Origin of the sequence: Capnocytophaga bilenii, assembly GCF_017565765.1 — a bacterium.
Classification (GTDB): domain Bacteria; phylum Bacteroidota; class Bacteroidia; order Flavobacteriales; family Flavobacteriaceae; genus Capnocytophaga; species Capnocytophaga bilenii.
The window spans coordinates 351,554-373,513 of sequence record NZ_JAGDYP010000001.1; the positions used below are offsets into that span (position 1 = coordinate 351,554).

At 37.5% G+C, this 21,960-nt stretch carries 21 protein-coding genes, 1 tRNA gene and 1 pseudogene; 13 read left to right on the plus strand and 10 right to left on the minus strand.

From position 1 onward, the window contains the following. From J4N46_RS01790 to J4N46_RS01805, 4 genes are all read right to left on the minus strand, one after another. Positions 1–483 (minus strand): ABC transporter ATPase, encoded by a 483-nt coding sequence (locus tag J4N46_RS01790; protein WP_208057828.1) that lies wholly within the window; start codon positions 481–483, stop codon positions 1–3. 30 nt (positions 484–513) lie between these two features. After that, positions 514–969, minus strand: a complete 456-nt coding sequence (gene smpB / locus J4N46_RS01795; protein ID WP_009415398.1) for an SsrA-binding protein SmpB — start codon at positions 967–969, stop codon at positions 514–516. Between the two features lie 11 nt (positions 970–980). Next, on the minus strand, positions 981–2,996 hold the full coding sequence (locus J4N46_RS01800) for a recombinase (RefSeq protein ID WP_208057830.1): 2,016 nt from the start codon (positions 2,994–2,996) through the stop codon (positions 981–983). Positions 2,997–3,130: 134 nt separating this feature from the next. Continuing rightward, on the minus strand, positions 3,131–5,989 hold the full coding sequence (locus J4N46_RS01805; protein WP_208057839.1) for a TonB-dependent receptor: 2,859 nt from the start codon (positions 5,987–5,989) through the stop codon (positions 3,131–3,133). Between the two features lie 572 nt (positions 5,990–6,561). Here J4N46_RS01805 and J4N46_RS01810 point away from each other — a divergent pair. Then, a complete protein-coding gene (locus J4N46_RS01810) occupies positions 6,562–7,878 on the plus strand; it encodes an MFS transporter (protein WP_208057840.1) in 1,317 nt (438 codons plus the stop codon). An 81-nt stretch (positions 7,879–7,959) separates the two neighbouring features. On the opposite strand, the gene lysS is transcribed toward J4N46_RS01810, so the two are convergent. The 3 genes from lysS to J4N46_RS01825 form a co-directional block, all read right to left on the minus strand. Next, the gene (gene lysS / locus J4N46_RS01815; protein ID WP_208057841.1) at positions 7,960–9,648 is read right to left on the minus strand and encodes a lysine--tRNA ligase; all 1,689 of its coding nucleotides are present in this window, start codon (positions 9,646–9,648) and stop codon (positions 7,960–7,962) included. An 82-nt stretch (positions 9,649–9,730) separates the two neighbouring features. After that, a complete protein-coding gene (locus J4N46_RS01820) occupies positions 9,731–10,684 on the minus strand; it encodes an acetyl-CoA carboxylase carboxyltransferase subunit alpha (protein ID WP_009415406.1) in 954 nt (317 codons plus the stop codon). Between the two features lie 234 nt (positions 10,685–10,918). Continuing rightward, the gene (locus J4N46_RS01825) at positions 10,919–11,488 is read right to left on the minus strand and encodes a hypothetical protein (RefSeq protein WP_208057842.1); all 570 of its coding nucleotides are present in this window, start codon (positions 11,486–11,488) and stop codon (positions 10,919–10,921) included. Between the two features lie 490 nt (positions 11,489–11,978). Between J4N46_RS01825 and J4N46_RS01830 the strand changes: the two genes are divergently transcribed. After that, positions 11,979–13,778 (plus strand): AMP-dependent synthetase/ligase, encoded by a 1,800-nt coding sequence (locus J4N46_RS01830; RefSeq protein WP_208057845.1) that lies wholly within the window; start codon positions 11,979–11,981, stop codon positions 13,776–13,778. Between the two features lie 25 nt (positions 13,779–13,803). Here the strand turns inward: J4N46_RS01830 and J4N46_RS01835 are convergent, their stop codons facing one another. The 3 genes from J4N46_RS01835 to panB are packed head-to-tail and all read right to left on the minus strand — an operon-like array spanning position 13,804 to position 16,042. Further along, a complete protein-coding gene (locus tag J4N46_RS01835; protein ID WP_034556904.1) occupies positions 13,804–14,487 on the minus strand; it encodes an RluA family pseudouridine synthase in 684 nt (227 codons plus the stop codon). Further along, positions 14,420–15,217 carry a YoaK family protein gene (locus J4N46_RS01840; protein ID WP_208057850.1) on the minus strand — a complete coding sequence of 266 codons (798 nt, stop codon included), beginning with the start codon at positions 15,215–15,217 and terminating at the stop codon, positions 14,420–14,422. Before J4N46_RS01840 ends, J4N46_RS01835 begins: the two co-directional genes overlap by 68 nt. Positions 15,218–15,223: 6 nt before the next feature. Next, positions 15,224–16,042 carry a 3-methyl-2-oxobutanoate hydroxymethyltransferase gene (panB, locus tag J4N46_RS01845; RefSeq protein WP_208057852.1) on the minus strand — a complete coding sequence of 273 codons (819 nt, stop codon included), beginning with the start codon at positions 16,040–16,042 and terminating at the stop codon, positions 15,224–15,226. 500 nt (positions 16,043–16,542) lie between these two features. Between panB and J4N46_RS01850 the strand changes: the two genes are divergently transcribed. The 11 genes and pseudogenes from J4N46_RS01850 (at position 16,543) to J4N46_RS01900 (ending at position 21,763) form a co-directional block, all read left to right on the plus strand. Next, a tRNA-His gene (locus tag J4N46_RS01850) sits at positions 16,543–16,618 on the plus strand. Between the two features lie 587 nt (positions 16,619–17,205). After that, the gene (locus J4N46_RS01855) at positions 17,206–17,799 is read left to right on the plus strand and encodes a DUF416 family protein (protein WP_009389298.1); all 594 of its coding nucleotides are present in this window, start codon (positions 17,206–17,208) and stop codon (positions 17,797–17,799) included. Positions 17,800–17,949: 150 nt separating this feature from the next. Continuing rightward, positions 17,950–18,036 (plus strand): annotated as a pseudogene (locus tag J4N46_RS12995) (RHS repeat-associated core domain-containing protein); the annotation flags it as partial. 42 nt (positions 18,037–18,078) lie between these two features. Further along, positions 18,079–18,504 (plus strand): hypothetical protein, encoded by a 426-nt coding sequence (locus tag J4N46_RS01865; RefSeq protein ID WP_208057854.1) that lies wholly within the window; start codon positions 18,079–18,081, stop codon positions 18,502–18,504. Positions 18,505–18,509: 5 nt separating this feature from the next. Continuing rightward, entirely contained in the window at positions 18,510–19,358 is an 849-nt protein-coding gene (locus tag J4N46_RS01870; RefSeq protein WP_208057856.1) for a leucine-rich repeat domain-containing protein, read from the plus strand. 332 nt (positions 19,359–19,690) lie between these two features. After that, on the plus strand, positions 19,691–19,849 hold the full coding sequence (locus J4N46_RS01875; RefSeq protein WP_208057859.1) for a hypothetical protein: 159 nt from the start codon (positions 19,691–19,693) through the stop codon (positions 19,847–19,849). Between the two features lie 94 nt (positions 19,850–19,943). Beyond that, complete coding sequence (locus J4N46_RS01880) at positions 19,944–20,081, plus strand: hypothetical protein (protein ID WP_157049243.1); 138 nt, start codon at positions 19,944–19,946, stop codon at positions 20,079–20,081. Next, on the plus strand, positions 20,065–20,502 hold the full coding sequence (locus J4N46_RS01885) for a hypothetical protein (protein WP_009416155.1): 438 nt from the start codon (positions 20,065–20,067) through the stop codon (positions 20,500–20,502). The genes J4N46_RS01880 and J4N46_RS01885 overlap by 17 nt, the downstream gene beginning before the upstream one ends. Positions 20,503–20,564: 62 nt before the next feature. Beyond that, the gene (locus J4N46_RS01890; protein ID WP_236013557.1) at positions 20,565–21,131 is read left to right on the plus strand and encodes an RHS repeat domain-containing protein; all 567 of its coding nucleotides are present in this window, start codon (positions 20,565–20,567) and stop codon (positions 21,129–21,131) included. Positions 21,132–21,149: 18 nt separating this feature from the next. Next, complete coding sequence (locus tag J4N46_RS01895) at positions 21,150–21,332, plus strand: hypothetical protein (protein ID WP_208057862.1); 183 nt, start codon at positions 21,150–21,152, stop codon at positions 21,330–21,332. A 5-nt stretch (positions 21,333–21,337) separates the two neighbouring features. Beyond that, on the plus strand, positions 21,338–21,763 hold the full coding sequence (locus J4N46_RS01900; protein ID WP_208057863.1) for a hypothetical protein: 426 nt from the start codon (positions 21,338–21,340) through the stop codon (positions 21,761–21,763). Positions 21,764–21,960 lie beyond the last annotated feature (197 nt).

Consider the following 21,960-nt stretch of genomic DNA (forward strand, 5'->3'; position numbering starts at 1 on the left):
TTATAGGAATCTATTATGCCAACTTTCTTGTAATGGCACTTCCCAATGCTCTTCGTATTCCCATTTGGTATTTACTAAGTTGTTAAACACGATTGTTTGTGCCGAAACCGCTTTATCTTTCACCATTTTTTTAAACTCAATGAGTGGTTTATAAGCTATGTATTCGCCCTGCCTGTAGCTCACATTCATACGGTCTAACAAAGTAACGTTATATGCCTGCTCTAACTGTTGGATAAAGCGCACCAAAGCATCGAGCGAGCAGCCTGATACCGCGTGTACATTTTGGTTTGCCCCTATAACGATAAACCTATTATAACGTATTTCAAATGAAGCCCATAACTCACTTCCGTGAGCTGTCCATTCTTCAAGATAAGCCTTTAGCTGCGTGGTGAGCTGTACTTGCTCTTCGGGAGTAAAGCTACGATTGCTTTGGTATATCCATACACGAGCATCTTCGGGAAGTTCTCTAAAATCTATATACATATTTTATAGTGTTTTTATTATCTATTCGTTTTATCTTTTTGTCAATCGGTCAAGAGTGCGTTTGTTATCGCGGTCTTTTATAGTTTCGCGTTTGTCGTACAATTTTTTACCACGTACTAAGGCTATTTCCACCTTTGCCAGCCCCTTATCATTGATAAATAGGCGTAAAGGGACTATGGTAAGTCCGCTGTTTTTTACTTCTTTGTTCAGTTTGCGCAGTTCTTTTTTTTGTAATAAGAGTTTTCGTTCACTTTTAGGACGGTGGTTGTAATAAGTACCAAAAGCATAGGTTTCAATAGTCATATTGATAACGAAGAGCTCTCCCCGCTCATTAAACTCACAAAAACTCTCAGCAATAGAGGCTTTCCCAAGCCTAATAGACTTAATTTCGGTACCTACAAGCACTATACCTGCCTCGTATTTATCAAGAATTTCATATTCAAACTTAGCGCGTTTGTTTAATATCTGTATCGTTTTCTGTATCATAATCAGTTATTTTAAACAGGGAAAAAGAAAGCAGCAGGGCGTTCTTTAAATTTCAGTATTATTGAGTGCAACAGGTTGCGCAATTCTGAAAAAGGTACTTGGCGTGAGCGCAATGCTATCCACAATGATAGCGAAAAGCTCACTATAAAATTACCAAAGCCTACAATTCCTATCCCCAATATACACCATATAACATTCTCTAAGCTAATATTAAAATTAGCCCCAAACAGCCCATAGGCAAAGTTACCACTCACAAAGGTAATGTGCCGTATATCAATATTCCATTTGAAGAATACACCCACTGTCCAAGCACTTCCCATAAAGACTCCAAACCAAATATTTGACACTACACTTGGCCATTTTTTTTGCATCCACGCTGCTACTCGTTGCATACGTTTTTTGCCAAACATACCTTTTAAAAATGGGTGTTCTGAAAGCCTGTAATAAAAGTTATTAAAGTTATTCACGCTTGCCACATTGCCCGCTATAATTCCCGATAAAAACAAAAATACCCCTGCTATACAAGCGTGCATAAATACGGGTGTGTGCCATATATTCATATCTTCTAAAAGATGCAAACTCTTTGGGGTAGCAAAGTTATAGCCCACCAAGTAACTCACTATAAATGCTAACAACATAGATACGGGGAAAGCCCCAAAGACATTGCCTACAAAGGCAATAAACTGTGAGCGAAACAAGCGGGAGAACAATACAGCAAACTCTGAATACACTTTTTGTTTGTTCTTGTTATCCTGCGGATTGATATTCTCTAAACTCTTGGCTATAGTGGAAGCCGTCATAGCGGGTTGCTTAGTAGCCAGTGTAGAGCCTGTTAAATAAATAAGCACAAAGCCTATTGCGTAATTTAAGCTATAATCAAAAGCACGCCCGAAATCACTTTTATCGGGGTTCATAGAGAGGTATAACTTTGTTAAGCACATAAAGCTAACAATTACCCCGCCCCATAGTGCTGTTTTTAACATTTTGAAATACTCTGATGAGGTGGAGGTAATATAATGTTCGCCTGTTTTGCCCGTATAATTGGTTATTTCATACGTAATATTATACACACTATCATTTATGAGCTTTCTGATATTGTTCTTTTTAGAATTGGTACGCACCAAATCTAAATAAAATGCTATGGTTTTATCTTTTTTATCTTCTTCTTTTTCAATAAAAAGGTAGTTGTACAAGCGCTTGATACGCTTTACCTGCTGGCGTATGAGCAATAAAGTTTGATTTACACTAAAAGTAACCCCGTATTTTGAGGTATTGACATCGGCTTTGTTTAGAAAATCTTCGCATTGTCCTACTAATATGTTCAGATGCTTGTAATCTAATTCGTGTTGTGAAAGGCTTAGATAGGAGCGTTTTTCATCGCGCATAGTACGGGCTAAATTGTTGAGCTCATCATCTAAGGCAATAAAAGGACTATTCAGATTGGTATATTCGGGCACCATACGCAGCACATCTGTTTGCAAGGCAAAACCACCCATACGCTGCGAAAGTATCACTATGGCTAACAATATTTGGTTGGAGGTGGCAGTGGGCTCGGTTTCGCTGTAAAAAGTATCAAAACTTAATAGGCTAAAAAGCTCTTGCCAATTTTCAAAAGGAATACGCCCCAGCCATTTAGCATCTGAAGGTTTATAAAATATTTGGTTCAGCACATACTGAATGTTATCCTGCGAGGGCTGGTCGGGGATAAGCTGGCGGATAATACGCCTACGCAATTCTTTGAAAAACGACACACTCTTGAGCAAGCCTGCATCGGTGAGCAGTAGTACTTTTTTCTTATCAGAAAATACGTTTAACAGTTTTTCTTTGAAAAAAGCAATACTATTGGCATCTCTCTTTAGCTCGGCGATAAGTTCGTTGATATTAAGAGCTGCTTTTTTATTACAACTTTTGTGCCTAAAGTAATCTACGATATTGAAAATAAAATCGATATCCTCATAATCGGTACTATGGGAAAAAGTCTCGAATATTTCGTATATAGAATTATAGTTTTTTCGGAATAACAACATTTTAGGCAAATAAAACAATTAATAAGACTGCAAAGGTAATAAACTATCTTTAAATAGCAAAAAAGAGGCAAAAAAACATTTGCCTCTTTTTTACTGTTTCCCAACAAAATCCTTATTATCGTATAATTATTTAATTAAAAGTTATAACGTACGCCAAAGCTAAAGGTACGACCTGGACCAAAATATACATTGTTTTTCACATTGATACCTTGGTAAGTTTTAACGCCATTGGTAGCGTGCTTGCTTGTATAAGATTCTTCTATGTAGTAAGTATCTAACAAGTTATAAGCGTGTGCTGAGAAAGTGAGGCGTTGCTTATCGGTTAATGACAATTTATAAGATGCTCCTAAATCAAACAAATTATAGCTTGGCAATTTCAAAGCACCTAATTCAGCATTAGCTTTTGAGTTGAAATCGGCAACATTGAGGTTGGCATAAAGGTTATCTACATAACGCCAGTCGATATCTACTTTTAAGCCTTTTACAGGAGGGAGGATAGTAGCTCCTATAGCAGCAGTTGTTTGAGCGGTTTCACCTACTTTCACTTTATCTAAATAAGTGGTAGTGGGAACTACATCGCCTGTAAGTACATTTCCTTGTGTATCTAGATTCTGGTTGTCGTTGTTGATAAGATAGCTTTTAGCATTACCATTATAGAACCAATCACCCAATGAAATAGCAGCATTCAGTTTCAAATATTGTGTAATATTGGCTATTGCCTCTAACTCTATTCCTTGGTGGACTTCTTCTATACCAAAAATATTGGCATAAGCGGTAAGACTACTACCTGAAGGGAGTATTATATCATTTCGTTTTGTTTCGTAGCGGTCTTTCCAAGTGGTGCGGTAAACGTTTAGATTGGCATTAAAGCGTTCTGATTTAAAACCATAGCCTACTTCTAAGCCCAAAATCTTTTCGTTAGTCAGTTCTTGGTTTAGGAAGTTTCTATTATTAGGGTATACGGCATTGAAGAAAGGTTGTTTAGAATAATAGCCTGCATTGGCAAACACGTTGTGATGCTCGTTGATATTATAATTTACCCCTCCTTTGATGTTATAGCCTATGATGTTTTTAAATCCTGTTTTTGTATTCATTGCCGTAGTAGGATCTCTGCGGATAGCCCTAGTACCTGGTTTCATAAAATTATCTACCCTTTGATAGCCTTGCATAGAGGTAGAACCTTGCAAAAATGCAGAGAACTTATTATCGGAGTATTCAAATTGTGAGAACAAGCCTGCCCATTTTACTTCGCCATCGTTGCTCCAGCCTGTTTGGTTTTCAAGAGAAGTGATGCTTGTAAATGGATTAAAAGATATTTTATCGGAAACTGTGGTTCTTATCACATTAGGCACTGTGAGGTTTTTATTGCTGATAGTAGCGAAGCCAGAAGCACCCAATAGGTCGGTTACTACGCGGTGGTGATAGCCGTGATAATAACGCCCATCAACTCCTAAATTCAAAGTAAAGTGATCGTCTATTTGGTGTTTTAAATTGGTAAGGAATCCGTACCAATCGTGTGAGTTTACTGAAGCTATATTGGTAAACCCTTCTGTAATATAATGTTTATTGCCTAATGGGTCTATTAGTTGTATGCTATTTCCTGTAATACCTGGGGTAGTTATACGCTGAAGACCTTGTACGTTTTCGCCTTTGTTATAACGAATAGCTGCTTCTACATCTATTAAACCATCTGGGGTACGTAACCCACTAAAGTTAGTTTCTTTAGGTTTGTAATAAGTTACTCCGTTTTGTACTTTCCTATCAAATCCTCCTCTATAGGCTTTACCATCGCCTGAAACTCCCATACCACGACCAAAAGATGCGTAGGCTACGGTACTAAGAGAGGTGCTTTCGGAGATATTCCAATCCCAATTGAGCATTGCTACAGGCTTGTGGTATATATTTTTTTTCAAAGAGAAGATTTCGCCATTTAAATAGCCCCAGTCGCTATTGTAACGTCTGTTAGGTTTATCGTCAGAGCCTCCGTATTTTTGAGCATCTTCAATAGACGGACTATAATAACGCTGGTTGTGCGACTGAGTAGCACCTGTAAACATCAGCTGGAAGCTATGTTTTTTAGAAGGCTCATAGCCTAAGGCAAAATAATAGCTGTAAGCATCAAACTGTGTAGCATCTACGTATTTGCGACCTGCATTTTTGCTAAACAATACTGAAGCTGACCAGCCTGTGAGGCTTTTGCCAGTGTTGTAAGACACGGTACCTTTATACTCGCCGTTGCTACCATAGTTTAGAACAACGTTACCGCCTTGGTGCATATCGGCAGCGCGCAATATAAAGTTGAGCGTACCTCCTACTGAGGCTATTGCCAATTTAGAAGCTCCGAGCCCGCGTTGTACTTGCATAGCTGAAGTAACATCGGATAAGCCCGTCCAATTACTAAAATAAACGGTACCAGCCTCCATATCATTGACCGGCATACCGTTTACCATAACTGCTACGTTTTTAGAAGAGAAACCGCGCATATTGACCTTAGAATCTCCGAAGCCACCACCGCCTTTGGTAGCGTAGATAGAAGGAGTGCGGTTGAGGATTTCGGGCAGCTCACGAGTGCCTAATTTTTCAACAATTTCGGCTGCCTGAATGGTTGATACTGCTACAGGTGTTTTGCGTTCTTGCGCAACATCTATCACTGAGCTTTTGGCAGTTACCACCACTTCGCCTAAATTTTGTTGGTCACTTGCAAGCGTAACTTTTAAGTGAGCCTTACCATTTACTAATTTGTAAGGTATGGCTTTGGTAACGTAACCCAGATAGGTAAACTCTAAAATACCTGTAGGGTTATCTACTTTTAAGGAGTATTTACCGTCCATATCGGTTGATACTCCACGAGTAGTACCTTTCACTTGCACGCCTGCACCCATTAGTGGTGCATTATAATCACCGTCAATTACTTCACCCGTAATTACTCCGCTTTGGGCAAAAATCACTGTTGTGAATAATAGGAATGCCAAATTTAAAAACCAGTTCTTCATTATATTTATTAATTAGTTAATTTAGTTTTTCTGCCCAATAAAAAATGTTAGTTAAGTTAGTTTTTTTCAGCTTATTAACGCTTATTTTTTCTTTTTATAGTTTTCTTTTTACGGTGCAAAGGTAGTATATTTTTCTGTATCTTAAAATAAAATACTAATTTTTTTATAATTTTTTTCAAAGAATTTTATATTGTTTTGATTTTCTGACTTTTAGTAGTTATGATAACGTTGTTTATTCTTCATTTTGATATATTGGTGCGAGCCGCACGGGCTTTTATCTTTCGCTCAACCTTCGTCACATACTCGGCTGCGCCAGCTCGGTGCGAGCCGCACAGGCTTTTATCCTTCGCTCAACCTTCGCTCAACCTTCGCTCATCCTTCGCTTATCCTTCGCTCAAGGTTTGTGATGATGAAGTGATGGGGGATTGTAGGGTATTATACTTTTAACTTGTTAAGAAACAATAGCATAACATTATATGTTACATATATAACAAAATAAACTGTTAAATTTTAACTATTTTTTAATTATTGATGTAATTTTGCATACTTAAATTTTCAGTAATTATCTATTAATGACTAAAACGAAACATTCCATAAAGGCTTTTATATTTATAGCAGTACTATTTTTTCTTTTCGGTGGACTGACAGTTATGGTTCAGCTGCTGCTGCCTCATTTGCGCAATATGTTTAAGCTTGACTACTTTCATTCGGCATTTATTCTTTTCTTTTTCTTTTTACCTAACTTGTTATTCTCTATTCCTACGAGCTTTGTGCTTACTAAAGTGGGCTACCAAAGGGGCATTATATTGGGACTTGTACTGATTGCCTTGGGTGCTTTGCTGTTTCACCCTGCTGCTGAGGAGCGTTCTTTTCGTATTTTTATGTTGGCTGTATTTGTACTGGGTACGGGAATTACTTTTTTGCAGGTGGCTGCGAACCCATATGTGTCTATATTAGGAAGTGAGAGCACCTCCTCTACCCGACTTACGTTCTCGCAGGCTTTCAATGCTTTAGGAACGACTATAGCACCTATCTTAATGTCGGTATACTTATTGAAAGAAGAGGTAAAAACAAGTTCGGAACTGAATTTTTTAGATGATATTGATAGGGCTATTTACTTTCAGAATGAGGCTTTGTCTATCCAAATGCCTTCATTATTTATTGCTCTGGTTACTATTTTTTTAGCCTTGCTCTTTTCTGTAATTAAAATTCCTTGTACTGATAAAATAAGACATTTTGATAAGGAAGATTATATCAATTTACTAAAAAAAGATTCTTTACTATTGGCAGCTGTGGGGATATTTTTGTATGTGGGTGCTGAAGTGGTAATTGGTAGTTTTGCGGTGAATTATTTTGTAGAGATTAATATTGCTAAAGAGGTTTTGGAAAGTCCTTCTTTGCTTGGATTTGTGGAGGGAATAGGGCGTTTTTTTAATATCAACGATATTGCTATTGGAGACCCGCAGGGTATTGTGGCTATTTTTGTTGCTTTCTATTGGGGGGGTGCCTTAGTGGGGAGACTAGTGGGGGCTTACCTTACAAAGTTTTTTACTCCTTCTTATATGCTAATGGTGGCTTCATTTGCGGCTATTTGGGCTATTTTGATTTCTATCAATAGCACTGGATTGCTTTCTATGTGCAGTTTGCTGAGTGTAGGGGTTTTTAATGCGATTATGTTTCCTACGATTTTTGCTTTGGGCAGCCAAGAGGTGAGTTTAAAGACACAGGCTTCTGGCATTCTATGTACTGCTATTGTGGGTGCTGGGCTTATTCCTTTGTTTTACGGTTACCTGACTGATGCTATTGGTTTTCGGTTGGCTTTCCTTACATTAGTGGTTTGCTATGGGTATATTATTTTCTTTGGTTACTACAAGCGTTTTGTGGGTTAGCCTATCGTTATAGCCTAAAAAAGACTTTGCCCAAAGTGAGCTACACTTTGGGCAAAGTCTTTTTTATATTAATGATGGGTACTAATTGAGTATTTCTACTAAGAGTGTTTCATCTTCTTTAATTACTTTGGCTACTTTCTTACTGGTAAGTCCTTTAATAGTTTTATCCCATTTTTTATTAGAAAATCCGCTTTGTTCCTTAAGGGCGTCAAGGAGCAGTTTGCCTGATGTTTTTAGCAGTTCAAACACTACTTTTTCATCATCTGATAGTTCTACGCCTTTCTTTTCGGGGCGCATTTGTGGGAAGAAGAGTACTTCTTGTATGCTCTCGTTATTAGTAAGGAACATTATGAGCCTATCCATACCGATTCCTAACCCTGAAGTGGGTGGCATACCATATTCTAACGCTCGCAAGAAATCTTGGTCGATGAACATAGCTTCATCATCGCCTTTTTCTGAAAGGCGTAGCTGTTCTTCAAAACGTTCGCGTTGGTCTATAGGGTCATTGAGCTCTGAATAGGCATTGGCAATTTCTTTACCGCATACCATTAGTTCAAATCGCTCGGTAAGGGCGGGGTTGTCGCGGTGTTCTTTGGTAAGTGGCGACATTTCTTTGGGATAATCGGTAATGAAAGTGGGCTGAATGAAGTTGCCTTCGCATTTTTCGCCAAATATTTCATCTATCAGCTTACCTTTCCCCATAGTTTGGTCGACAGCTATGCCGATAGACTGAGCAAAAGTTCTTAGTTCGTCTTCGGTTTTACCTGTGATATCAAAGCCTGTAAATTGTTTTATAGCCTCTGTCATTGTTATGCGAGGATAAGGTGCTTTGAAATCGACTTGGTGCTTTCCAAAGGTAGCTTTGGTGGTTCCATTTACGGCTTTGGCACAATGCTCAAGCAAACGCTCGGTAAAATCCATCATCCAATGGTAATCTTTGTAAGCTACGTAGATTTCCATTGCGGTAAACTCGGGGTTGTGGGTTCTGTCCATACCTTCATTGCGGAAGTTTTTAGAGAACTCATACACGCCTTCAAAACCACCTACAATAAGGCGTTTTAGGTATAACTCGTTGGCAATACGCATATAAAGCGGTATATCCAACGCATTGTGATGGGTGATAAATGGACGGGCACTTGCTCCGCCAGGTATGGCTTGTAGCACTGGGGTTTCTACCTCTAAATAGCCTGCATCATTAAAGAACTGACGCATTGCATTGAAGAGCTTAGTTCGTTTGATAAAGACTTCTTTTACTTGTGGGTTTACTACCAAATCGACATAGCGCATACGGTAACGCTGTTCGGGGTCGGTGAAGGCATCGTGGACTTTGCCTTCGGCATCTACCTTGGGCATAGGCAAGGGGCGCAACACTTTTGACAATAAAGTAAAATTCTTAACTGCTATAGTTTTTTCGCCCATTTTGGTAATAAACATATAGCCTTCTACGCCTATAAAGTCGCCTAAATCGAGGAGTTTTTTAAAGACTTCGTTGTAGAGGGTTTTGTCCTCATCGGGGCACATTTCATCGCGGTTGAAGTAAAGCTGTACGGTGCCTACGCTATCTTGCAAAGTAGCAAATGAGGCTTTTCCTTGTACGCGTAGGGACATAAGGCGCCCTGCTACGATTACTTCTTTGCCTTCTTCGTAGTGGTTTAGTACGTCATTGGAGGTTGTATTTACGGGATATAGAGGTGCAGGATAAGGATTTATCCCTAATTCTTTTAATTTGGTTAGTTTTTCTCTACGAATGATTTCTTGTTCTGATAACATCTTTTTTAATGATTAATGCTTAATGATTAATTAAAGAAACGTTGTTTTTTAGTATAGGAATTGCCTATTCAATAAGACAGCATTACTCTTTATACACTCCCATAGAGAGGTATTTATCCATTCGTTTTTCTACGAGTTTTTCGGGGGATAGTTTTTTAAGTTCTTTATAAGTTGATAGTATAATTTTGCGTATGGTAGTGTACATAAACTCGCGGTCGTGATGTGCTCCTCCAAGCGGTTCTTTTACGATTTCATCAACGAGTTTTAGTTTTTTCATATCGGGGGCGGTGAGTTTTAGTGCCTCGGCAGCTTCTTTTTTATACTCCCAGCTTCGCCATAAAATAGAAGAGCAAGATTCGGGCGAAATGACTGAATACCAAGTGTTCTCAAGCATATATACTCTGTCGCCAACCCCTATGCCTAAAGCTCCTCCTGAAGCTCCTTCGCCTATGATAAATACTAAGACAGGCACTTTTAGTCGGGACATTTCTAAGATATTGCGGGCGATGGCTTCGCCTTGTCCGCGTTCTTCGGCTTCTACACCTGGGAATGCCCCTGGTGTATCTACAAAACAAATAATAGGGATATTGAATTTTTCGGCTTGTTTCATCAAGCGGAGTGCTTTGCGGTAGCCTTCGGGGTTTGCCATACCGAAGTTGCGATATTGTCGCATTTTGGTATTAGAGCCTTTTTGCTGCCCTACAAATAGGAAGGTTTGATTGTCTATTTTTCCAAAGCCTCCTATCATAGCTTTGTCGTCTTTTACGGTGCGATCTCCGTGTAGTTCTAAAAAAGTATCCCCTGCGAGTGCTTTGATATAATCGAGGGTATAAGGGCGTTCTATATGTCGGGATATTTGTACGCGTTGCCAAGCGGTAAGATTACTATAGATGTCTTTTTTTACTTGGTTGAGTTTTTTTTCTATCTTTTTGCAGGCATCAGTCATATCTACTTCACTTTCAGCACCAATAGACTGACATTTGACCATTTGTTCTTCTAACTCCTTAATAGGCTGTTCAAAATCTAAATATTCCATAATTGTTCAATTAATCATTGATAAGGGAATGCATACAGCGAATTAGCGTTGTTTGCTTCTGAGGTGCAAAGGTATAAAATAATTCTTAATTAACAAAATTAATTCAGAATTTTGAATTATGAATTTTGAATTAGGCACAAGCTGCAAGCTTGCGCCAGCGGGGGGAAATGCAAAAAACTTTGGCAAACTTTGAAAGTTTGCCAAAGTGGGTGCGAAAGCGTACTTTTTAGTATGCTATAATGTCTGCTTTTTTTCGGTTACATTCTTGGGCAAGTCTGTAACTATAACAGTAAGTGTGCTACCTGTGATGCTGCTTTGGGCGGCTGTAGCTGTATAGATATATAACATCCCTTCTTTTACGGCTTCGCCTTGCTCGATAAGTGTGCCTCCGCTTTGGTGTAGGGCTACTTTTACGGCTTGGACTGAAAAATTGTCTAAGATGATAAAGTAGATCTTATCGCCTATGTTGCCGTGATAGTTGCTGGTATCTATACGATGTACCACTGGGGGATTTAGATAATCGGCGATGGCGACATTGAAGGCTGTCATTAGCTTTCTTTTTACCTTGTGGTGTGCCTGATAGATTGCTTTTTGTGTAGGATTGGCAATCGCTGTTTTGGCATATAGCACGGCTTCTTGGAACTTGCTACGCTGCTTGAGTTGTTTTTGGGTAGCTTTGAGTTGGGGGTTTCGAGGACGCGGATAGCGTGCTACGAATGTTTTATCGCCACGTTGGCGGAATACGATGGTTTTACCTACCTCGCCACGGAGGTCTTGGGTAAGAATGTTAAAACTTTGTGCCATTTTTATTTTAATTTTGTAGGAATTGGTTTTTGGACTTTGTGGCAATGTTTTTAGATGCGCGCTTATCTGAAATCTGTTGCCTTCAAAGGTTTCAAAACTCATTTCCTTTGTTTGACGGTGCAAAGTTGCGGCGATTTTGTTTGTTGCGCAAATAGTTGTTCCACTGTGGAACAGAGTTGTAAAGTTACATACTTGGCTGTGCCTTTTATCTTTCGCTCATCCTTCGCTCATCCTTCGCTGAAGGTTCGGGGGGGGGGAAGAATTTTGAATTTTGAATTTTGAATTTTGAATTTTGAATTTTGAATTTTGAATTTTGAATTTTGAATTTTGAATTTTGAATTTTGAATTTTGAATTGGGGGTGGAATTGGCAATTGGCTAAAAACTAATTTTAAATATTGGCAATTGAAGTTTATTTTGTATCTTTGCCCTCAAAGAATAAGTGGCAGTTTTTTTTGCCTAATGTAAAACAACTAACTATCAGTTACTTATATGGATTTAATACCTTATCATTACGTTTCGTTATTCCGAGAGAATATTGCAAAATATCCAAAACGGGAAATTTTGATGGCTAAAAACGAAGATTCTAACCGATGGGAGGGGATTTCGTGGGAGGCTGTGGGTGATATTACTACGCGTTTATCGAGGGCTTTATTGGGTATGGGGATTTTGGCACAGGATACAGTGGGTATCTTATCGCAAAATATGCCGCAATGGACACTTACTGACCTTGCTTGCTTGCAAATACGTGCTATTTCGGTGCCTATTTATACGACTAATACGGCTGAACAGGCTCTTTACGTGATGAATCACGCTGAAATAAAAGTTCTTTTTGTGAGTGATGAATTGCAGTATAACAAGGCTTTGGAGGTGGCTGAACGATGTGCTTCGCTGCAAAAAATTGTGGTTTTCAATGAAAAAGTAGCCTTGAAAGAAGCTAAATATTCTATCCATTGGGCTGACTTTTTGGCTTTGGGGGCTACTGATAAGCAAAATGCTGTGCTGGAAAAGCGATTGGCTGAAAGGAACTTAGACGACTTATTTACTATTATTTATACTTCGGGGACTACGGGACAGCCTAAGGGGGTGATGCTTACATACGAAAATTTAGCGTTCCAAATGGTGGGGCATAGTGAGCGTTTGGCTGTGGATGACAGTGATAGTTCGTTGTGCTTTTTGCCTTTATCGCATGTTTTTGAACGTGCTTGGACTTGCTTCTGCTTATACAAATGTGTATCTGTATATTATTTGAGTGATACTAACAAGGTGCGTGAGGCTCTTGCTGAAGTGCGCCCTACGCTGATGTGTGCTGTACCGCGTTTTTACGAAAAGATTTTTGCTACAGTGCACGATCGCGCTGATGCTTCTTCGTTTGTAAAGCGTGTTCTCTTTAAAGCTGCTGTAAAAACGGGTAAACGAATGATCGCCCTAAAGGAGGCGAACGAGAAGCCGTCTTTCTGGCTTCAACAAACGTATAATTTGTTTGACAAATTGGTTTATAAGAAGCTAAAAGAGGCTTTGGGCGGTAGGATAAAATTTATGCCTTGTGGGGGTGCTAATTTGGAACCGAGCATTGGTAGGTTTTTCCAATCGATAGGGATAAATGTGAAATTGGGTTATGGAATGACTGAAACTACAGCTACGATTTCGTGCTGGGGTGATGATAAATTTGACTTGCAGTCGGTAGGGGAAGTGATGCCTAACGTACAAATACGTATAGGTGAAGAGAATGAAATATTGGTGAAAGGTGGTATGGTGATGAAGGGATATTACAAAAATCCTGAAGAGACTGCTAAAGTATTTACCGAAGATGGCTACCTTCGCACGGGTGATGCGGGTAATTTGGACGGTAATAACAATGTTTTTATTACGGAACGCATCAAGGAACTAATGAAGACTTCTAACGGGAAATATATTGCTCCGCAGCATATTGAGGGCAAGGTGGGCAAATATACACTTATAGAACAAATAGCTGTGATTGCTGATGGGAAGCGTTTTGTTTCGGCTCTTATTGTTCCTAACTTTGAGGCGCTGTCGCAGGTAATGAAGGAACTAAATATTAAATATAAAAATACGGCTGATTTGCTAAAACAGAGTCAGGTGATAGAATATATTAGCAAGCAATTGCAGAAATTCCAAAGTGATTTGCCTGATTACGAACAAATTAAGAAATTTACATTGCTCCCTACGGCTTTTACTATTGAACGTGATGAAATTACCCCAACCTTGAAGCTGAAACGCAAAGTGATTTATGCGAATTACAGCCGCGAGATTGAGGCGATGTACAGATAGTGCGGTGCGAGCCGCATAGGCAATTTTAGGTTAGTTCTTTCCAATGGGGGGGATTGGTGAGGGTTATCAGTTCTTTTTTGACGGGATGGACAAAGGCTAACTGATAGGCGTGCAAGCTGATACCGCCATCGGGATTGGAGCGTTTAGCTCCGTACTTTAAGTCGCCTTTGATATGACAGCCTACAGCGGCGAATTGTGCTCTGATTTGATGATGACGCCCTGTAACGAGTTTGATTTCTAACAAATAATAATGCTGGAGTGTTTTGAGTACAGTATAGTGCAGTACGGCTTTTTTGCTGTGCTGCACTTCTTTATTATGGGCTACTGACTTGTTTTGCTTCTCGTTGCGTACAAGCCAATGTGTAAGTGTGCCTTCTGCCTGAGGGGGTGGCGCATCTACTAATGCCCAATAGGTTTTTTGTACTTCTTCTTTATTGGCAAACATTGCGTTGAGACGAGCGAGTGCCTTAGAGGTTTTGGCAAATAGAACTATGCCTGTAGTGGGACGATCTAAACGATGTACAACTCCTAAAAAGGCTTCATTAGGCTTGTTGTACTTATCTTTGAGGTAAGCCTTGAGGATGTCGCTCAGTGGGGTATCGCCTGTTTTGTCGCCTTGCACAATGTCGCCTACGCGCTTGCTAATAGCTATGAGGTGATTGTCTTCGTATAGTACGCTTATGTTTTCGGCGTGGGTGGTGATTTTCATAGTGTCGTTTGTTGCGGATATAAAAAAATCGGAAAGCATCATAGAAAAGTCCTACGAGTAGTATAAGCACGGCAATAAGTAGGGTGTTTAACTCTAATTGCTGTGCTGCATAGCAATAGCCTGCGACTAAACCTCCGAGAAAGAAGAAGGTAATGATGAAAAGGCGCAGGCGCACGCTGTTCTTTAATTGTGGTTTTTGGGTTTCGTAATGGTTGCGCTTGACGTAGAGCAATTGGGAAAGCTCGATACCTAAATCGGTAAATAAGCCTGTGAGGTGAGTGGTGCGGACTACTGAATTGGAAATTTTGGTAACAAATGCATTTTGCAAGCCCATAGCAAAGAGGAGTATGCAAGCTGTAATATCTAAAGGGAGCATTCCGATAAAAAAGGTATTGGCTGCCCATACGCTAAGCAGCGCAATACATTCTAACAAGGTGGGGGCTAAATAGCGGTTGTGCTTTTGATAATAATTGGCAATTTCGATAAGCAGTCCTGAAGAAAAAGAGCCGAGCAGGAAGGCAAATAGATACAGGAAGTATATTAAACCTTTCCAAAACTCGGCTACCGATAAATCATACACGAAATAGGCGAAATGCCCTGTAACGTTGGTGGTAAGTTTGCCCATAAACAAGAAGCCTGTAACGTTCACCATTCCTGCTACGAATGAGAGCACTACGGCTATTTGTAGGTTGTGTTTAGCGGTTCGTTTCTTACCTTGATGTCGGAACATTTGTTATTAATATTGTTCTTTTTCGTTAGGAAAATCTAAAGATTTTACATCTTGAATGTAGTTGGCAACTGCTTGAGTGATAGTTTCGTGCAAATTGGCATATTTACGCAAGAACTTGGGGTGAAACTCGTTGCTCATACCTAATACATCTTGCATTACGAGCACTTGACCGTCTACGCCATTACCTGCACCGATACCTATAGTAGGGATTCGGACGCTTTGTGCTACTTCGGCAGCTAAAGCTGCGGGTATTTTTTCGAGTACAATGGCAAAACAGCCTAATTGCTCTAACAAGAGTGCGTCTTCTTTTAGTTTTTTGGCTTCGGCTTCTTCTTTGGCGCGCAAGCCGAAAGAGCCGAATTGATGGATGGACTGAGGTGTAAGCCCTAAGTGTCCCATTACAGGAATACCTGCACTGATGATGCGTTGTATCCCTTCGGCTTCTTCTTTACCTCCTTCGAGCTTAATGGCGTGGGCTCCTGTTTCTTTCATAATACGCACAGCTGAATGTAGTGCTTCTTGTGGATTTGACTGATATGTACCGAAAGGTAAATCGACCACAATAAGGGCGCGCTCAGCACCACGTACTACTGAAGCTGCGTGGTAAATCATCTGATCTAAAGTGATAGGAAGGGTGGTGTCGTGCCCTGCCATTACATTGCTGGCAGAGTCGCCAACAAGGAGGATTTCGATACCTGCACTATCGAGTAGTTTAGCAAAAGTATAGTCGTAGGCTGTGAGCATCGCTATCTTTTCGCCTTTGGCTTTCATCTCAATCACCGACTTGGTGGTTACGCGTTTTACTTCTTTTTTAATTGCCGACATTTTGTAATGTTTTAAAATTATGGGGCAAAGATATGAAATAATGTTTAATTATGAATTTTGAATTTTGAATTGGGGGGAGAATTTTGAATTTTGAATTCTGAATTTTGAATTGGTGGAGGGTGGTGGGACTTGTAAGACTTGGGGGGGAATGTTCCAGAAAAACTTTGAGGCTGTCCGAAAAGTTTTGTTTTAGCTTAAAACAAGCTTATTAATAAATAAAATACTTTTGTAACTAATTGATTATTAACATCCCCCCTTAACACATACTCCGCTGCGCCAGCTCGCGGACTTCCTTCAAAAGGGGGGATGCCGAAGTAGTACTATTAAAGACTTTTCGGACAACCTCAAGCGTGTGGGGCAAAGAGGAATGGGGAAAATTTTGAATTGGTGGAGAACTATAATGACTATCAGTGATTTACAAATAATTATAAAAAATAATTGGTAAAAAATTTGGTGGTTTTAAAATTTATCTATACTTTTGCACCCGAAATGATAGAAATGGTGGTTTTAGCTCAGTTGGTTAGAGCGTCGGATTGTGGTTCCGAAGGTCGTGGGTTCGAGCCCCATATTCCACCCTTTAATAGAAAAGCACCCTTTTTGGGTGCTTTTTTTTGTTATAAAAACTCAATTTTCAATTCTGAATTCTGAATTCTGAATTTTGAATTTTGAATTTTGAATTTGTGAGACGGGTGGGACTTGTGAGACTTGTAGGACTTGTAAGACGGGTGAGACGGGTGGGGAATTTTGAATTTTGAATTTTGAATTTTGAATTGTGAGACTTTTGGGACTTGTGAGACTTGTGGAACGGGGGGAGTGTGAGCCAAAGCTAGCTTATCTTGTCCTGAAATAAATTTATAGTATAAGTCTTAAAAGTAAAGGCTAAAGGTATGCAAAAACAAAGAAAGTAGTTTCATACTTCTACCTTTTAAAAGAGTAGTGCGAAAAAAAAAGTTTTTTTAATCACTTTGGGGTGGAATTGGCGTATTGGGGTACGAGCTGCAAGCTCGCACCAGCGGGGGCGAGGGGAATTATGAATTTTGAATTCTGAATTTTGAATTGGGCACGAGCGACACGCTTGCGCCAGCGGGGGAACATAATTGTTTGGGGCAATTGGAAGATAAAGATATAAAAGTTGAGAAACATAATCATTAAAATTATCCTCTATGGTATTTGAAGATATAAAAAAAGAGAAAATTGATGAAATGTCTTATAATGAATATACTTTATATTCTCTTTGGAACACAGAGAGAATGTTCTCTTTGTTTAATAAAAGCTTCTTTAGGTTAGAAACTATTAACATTTTATTCAGAATGAAAAACTATTTATGGAACTTCCTATATAATAATGTGAGAGACTTATCAATAGAAAATAAATTAGAAAATTTAGAGAGTTTATTTCTGACTGAACAAGATAATGTTATTGCTCTAAATATGATTATCTGCTTAGATACTACTTATAATTGTGTAATTAATAGAAAGAATAAATCTTTTACTACTTTTTATTATGTTTATGATATAATTCAACAAATAATTCTAATTAAATCAAACAATATAAAAATAATAACAGACGAAATAGAATATATTTTAGATAACAATATGTTTATCAAAGATGAAATTAATAGACAGTTATCTATAATCCAAAGAATTGAAACAAACAAAATTAACAAAGATTTTATTCAAAAAGTAAAAAATGATGCTATTACAAATAAAATACCATTTGATGAGATTCTACCAATAGAACATTTAAAAGGCAGATAACTATACATATTAATAATTAAGAACTTGAAAAAAGAGAGAAATTACCTACAATGAAGCAGGCGAGCGTTATCGCCTTGAAAGAGATGCCAATGGTAAGGTGATAGTTCGTTTATTCCTTTCTTATATCAAGGACAGTATTATGATGAGGAGATTGGGTTAGCTTATAACCGTTTCCGTTATTACTCACCTGAAAGCGGTACTTATATTAGCCAAGATCCGATAGGGCTAGCTGGGAATAATCCTAATTTCTATGGGTATACTTTTGATAGTAATACTGAGGTGGATGTTTTTGGACTTGCAGGTACAGGAGGGGCATATATGATAAAACTTAGTGACGGTAAGATTTATGTTGGAAAAGGTGAAATTGGTCGTATGAATGAATCTATTGAGGAGAGAACAAATAAAGAAGTTGAAATAGATGGAAAAAAGCAAAAAAGAACTGTAGTGGGCAAGGCACATATGAGTACAAATGGAGATAATGAGTTAGGAAAAGCTGTTGAGTATAAAGCATTGGAAAATGAAGGAGCTTATGCTAAAAGTGGAAAAAATAAAGCTTATATACCAAAGGATAGATTAGAAAATTCTATTGTCACAGGTAGCACCGCATACAAGAATTTAACAAAAGATAAAAGATTAGAAGCTGATAGATTAGCTAAAGAATTAAGAGAAGAGTTAGATAAAGATATAAAGAAGAAACATCATTAAATTTTATGAATTTTGAATTAGATTTTACAAATAGTCTTAATGTCCCTTATAACTTATTGTTAGAGGGAGTTGCTTATGCAAAAAATAAGAGAATAAAATCTATTACTCTTAGGCAAGAAGGATTTGAAATTCCTGATATTGATTTATCAGCTTTGTCTCTATATCCTGATATTGAAACCCTTAACTTCTCTGTACGCATAGGAAAAAACTCTAATATTGATGGAATTTATATTCTTAAGCATTTAAAGCGTCTTTCGTATGCGGGGTATGATAGCATACCTTTAGATCATACTCAATTAACATCTATAACATATCTATACACTCATTTTTCTAAAAATCATTTAGAAGGAAATGCAAGGTTTCAAAATCTAAACAATCTTGAAACCTTGCATTTATGGCATTTAAACCATACCGATTGTGTTTTTTTATCAGAAATAAATACATTAAAAAATTTAGAACTGACACACGGTTCACTTCCAACTATAGAGGGATTGCAATATTTACCTAATTTGGAGCATCTCAAACTTGACTATCTGCCAAAGTTGAAAGACATCAATGCTATTAATCAATGCGATAAAATTAGCTCTTTAACAATTCTTAGGAGTAAGAACATTTACCTGGAGTCTTTAAAAGAAAGTAATATTAAAAATTTATTTATTGATAAGGTTGATAATTTAGAATTTATAAAAGATTTTAATAGTTTAGAAAACCTTTATATTTATGATGATATAAAAAACGGAGACTTAAACCCTATTTTTTATAATAATTCTCTAAAAAAGATTGAAATATATAGCTATAAAAAGAAATATAATCGTACTGAAGAGCAGATAAAAGAATTTCTAAATAAAAAATAGTTGATGAGTAGTCCTTCAATATATAAATACTTATCAAGCGTGATCCTAATGTAGAGCGAATGATTTTTATCCGATACTTTAGGGCGGGATTGGGAAGATATTATCAGCAGTGGGGAGAACCTGCATCGCCACTATGCGCCGCTTCCTGATGAGAAAGAACTCACTGATATTCCTTTGGAAAGCACAGAAGGTTAGTGATTTTTGAAAAAATATATCAAAAATATTTCGAAGATTTAAGAATAATAACTATTTTTGTAGCGAGTTACCCCAAAAGAAAATGGAGTTACTCACAAAATTTGAATTTTAAAATAAGAGATAACACCCGTTAGAATATGTCTACAGGTATATTAGGTTGGTTATTTGGTAAGGATCCTAATAAGGCGTTCAATAAAGGAGTGGAGAAGGTAGCTAATCACCATTCTCACAAGAGTTTTGGGCAGCTTTTTGAGGAAGCTACTGAGGAGTCGTATGTTTGCAAATTGAAATATTAATTGTAATTTTACATTTAAAATAAGTACGGATTAAAACCGAGCAGTGGTCGTATGGCATCATGTAGCATATGATGAAAAAACAAATTCATGTATAATGCAATTAGTTTATACCTCAGAACACAAAGCAAAATTACCTCATGAAGGAGCTGTTAAACAATTTGAAATTGGAGTTGAATATGATACTAAAGCTGCTAAAGATAAAGCAAAAGAATTGAATGAAAAATACCATTAGAAAAATGAGAGAGACAAAAATTAAGTTTGATAAAGATCTTTCAAAAGAAATTTTTATTAGGAAAATAAATAAGAAAATTAGACTAATCTTATCTGATGATTTGGACGCTTCAGAAGAGAAATTAAGTGATAGTTATTGCAAAAAAATAGCTGATTTTATAGATAACTTTTCAAAATGGTACAATAAATGTATGGATGCTGTTAAGGAATGGGGTGAAAATATTTATCATATAAATATAGAATATGATGAGATAAAACTATTAAAAATTTTCATTCTGTTTGAACAAAATGAATGTGAATTATTCGGATTAGGATTTAGGACAGAGTTTGATATTGAACATGGTTGCGGCATTAAAATTAAAGTAGAAGATGGTAATTATAACATTGTAGAGATAGGTACAGCTGACATTGCTTTTTGCTAAAATAATATATCATCTATGACCTAAGCGAGCGACCTAATCTCAGTAGAGATAAGGACAACTTGTTGGTTTACGACAAGGAAGAGCCTGTAACTGATAACCTTATCACTTGGGTGTTTGATGAGAACTCCTTTGTGCCTGCGGCTAAACTTGTAGGGGATAAATCGTATAGCATCCTCACAGACCACTTAGGAACGCCGTATGAGGCGTATGATGAAAATGGAGAAAAGGTGTGGAGTGCTGAGTATGACCTCTATGGCAATATACATACCCTTGAGGGTGAGAAAGGATTTATACCATTCCGCTACCAAGGGCAGTATGAGGATGTTGAAACAGGGTTGTATTACAATCGTTTCCGTTATTACTCACCTGAAAGCGGTACGTATATTAGCCAAGACCCGATAAGGTTGGCAGGGAATAATCCTAATTTCTATGGGTATACTTTTGATTGTAATACTGAGGTGGATGTTTGGGGATTGGATTGTAGCAAGAAAAAGAAAAAATTTTATAGATATGTTGGAGAAGGAGAATATCAGGCAATAATAAAAAGTGGAAAAATTCCTAATACTGATATTGAGGGTAACTTAAAAAAAGTATACTATACAAATAGGAAATATATAACAGCAGGATGAGCAAAAACACATAATCAATTGCCTAACAAACCCAAGTATAGAGTAGAAATAGATCCTGATAATATTCCAGATAATAAGGGATTTACAAGAGTTGATCCAAAAGATAATCCTGATTGGGGAATAGGAGGAGGAGTTGAAAGTACAACAGAAAATGCAATACCTGTTGATGTATCTAAAATAACAATATTAAAAGGAGGATAATAAGAATGGATAGAGTACTACCAGATAAGATAAATTTTATATTTATAAACAAAGAGCATCAAGTACAACCTAATTTAATAGTTTTTTTTATTCTTATAGCTTCTTCTAAAAATAATTATTATATTAGGCTAAAAAGTGATGAAAATGGAAATATAAATCTTAGAAAAGATCTAATTATTTATAAAATATCTCAATGTATGAAAAACTTTCCTATGGATTACAATAGTTCTTTAGAAGAATGTATTGCTATAGATGTTAAGATTGAGACAAAACTAGAGTTGGAAAAAAAGGCAATTGCTATAGAAAATTATTATATGGAAGAATATTTATTGTTTAAAAATGAAATTAATACTTGTACAAATAATAATTTTAGCTTTTGGAATAGATATATGTTTCCGATAAGGGATATTGAGTATATAATAGAAGTTTGATAGCAAATGACTATTAAAACAAAACGTTTCATCTACAATAAAAAAAACAAATTCAGAGTTGGCAACTTTTGTGTTTGATATAGTGTTGCATGGGCATACAGTGGCAGTATATGAGTCTTTTGTGCCTGCGGCTAAACTGTAGGGGATAAATCGTATTCTATCCTCACAGACCACTTAGGAACGCCGTATGAGGCGTA

Bases quoted from the DNA above. Each gene is read 5' to 3' on its own strand.
- smpB (WP_009415398.1), bottom strand. From the start codon at position 969: ATGATACAGAAAACGATACAGATATTAAACAAACGCGCTAAGTTTGAA.
- J4N46_RS01855 (WP_009389298.1), top strand. From the start codon at position 17,206: ATGGTATTTGAAGATATAAAAAAAGAGAAAATTGATGAAATGTCTTAT.
- J4N46_RS01810 (WP_208057840.1), top strand. From the start codon at position 6,562: ATGACTAAAACGAAACATTCCATAAAGGCTTTTATATTTATAGCAGTA.
- J4N46_RS01825 (WP_208057842.1), bottom strand. From the start codon at position 11,488: ATGGCACAAAGTTTTAACATTCTTACCCAAGACCTCCGTGGCGAGGTA.
- J4N46_RS01790 (WP_208057828.1), bottom strand. From the start codon at position 483: ATGTATATAGATTTTAGAGAACTTCCCGAAGATGCTCGTGTATGGATA.
- J4N46_RS01835 (WP_034556904.1), bottom strand. From the start codon at position 14,487: ATGAAAATCACCACCCACGCCGAAAACATAAGCGTACTATACGAAGAC.
- J4N46_RS01820 (WP_009415406.1), bottom strand. From the start codon at position 10,684: ATGGAATATTTAGATTTTGAACAGCCTATTAAGGAGTTAGAAGAACAA.
- J4N46_RS01900 (WP_208057863.1), top strand. From the start codon at position 21,338: ATGGATAGAGTACTACCAGATAAGATAAATTTTATATTTATAAACAAA.
- lysS (WP_208057841.1), bottom strand. From the start codon at position 9,648: ATGTTATCAGAACAAGAAATCATTCGTAGAGAAAAACTAACCAAATTA.
- J4N46_RS01875 (WP_208057859.1), top strand. From the start codon at position 19,691: ATGTCTACAGGTATATTAGGTTGGTTATTTGGTAAGGATCCTAATAAG.
- J4N46_RS01870 (WP_208057856.1), top strand. From the start codon at position 18,510: ATGAATTTTGAATTAGATTTTACAAATAGTCTTAATGTCCCTTATAAC.
- J4N46_RS01840 (WP_208057850.1), bottom strand. From the start codon at position 15,217: ATGTTCCGACATCAAGGTAAGAAACGAACCGCTAAACACAACCTACAA.
- panB (WP_208057852.1), bottom strand. From the start codon at position 16,042: ATGTCGGCAATTAAAAAAGAAGTAAAACGCGTAACCACCAAGTCGGTG.
- J4N46_RS01830 (WP_208057845.1), top strand. From the start codon at position 11,979: ATGGATTTAATACCTTATCATTACGTTTCGTTATTCCGAGAGAATATT.
- J4N46_RS01800 (WP_208057830.1), bottom strand. From the start codon at position 2,996: ATGTTGTTATTCCGAAAAAACTATAATTCTATATACGAAATATTCGAG.
- J4N46_RS01880 (WP_157049243.1), top strand. From the start codon at position 19,944: ATGCAATTAGTTTATACCTCAGAACACAAAGCAAAATTACCTCATGAA.
- J4N46_RS01805 (WP_208057839.1), bottom strand. From the start codon at position 5,989: ATGAAGAACTGGTTTTTAAATTTGGCATTCCTATTATTCACAACAGTG.
- J4N46_RS01885 (WP_009416155.1), top strand. From the start codon at position 20,065: ATGAAAAATACCATTAGAAAAATGAGAGAGACAAAAATTAAGTTTGAT.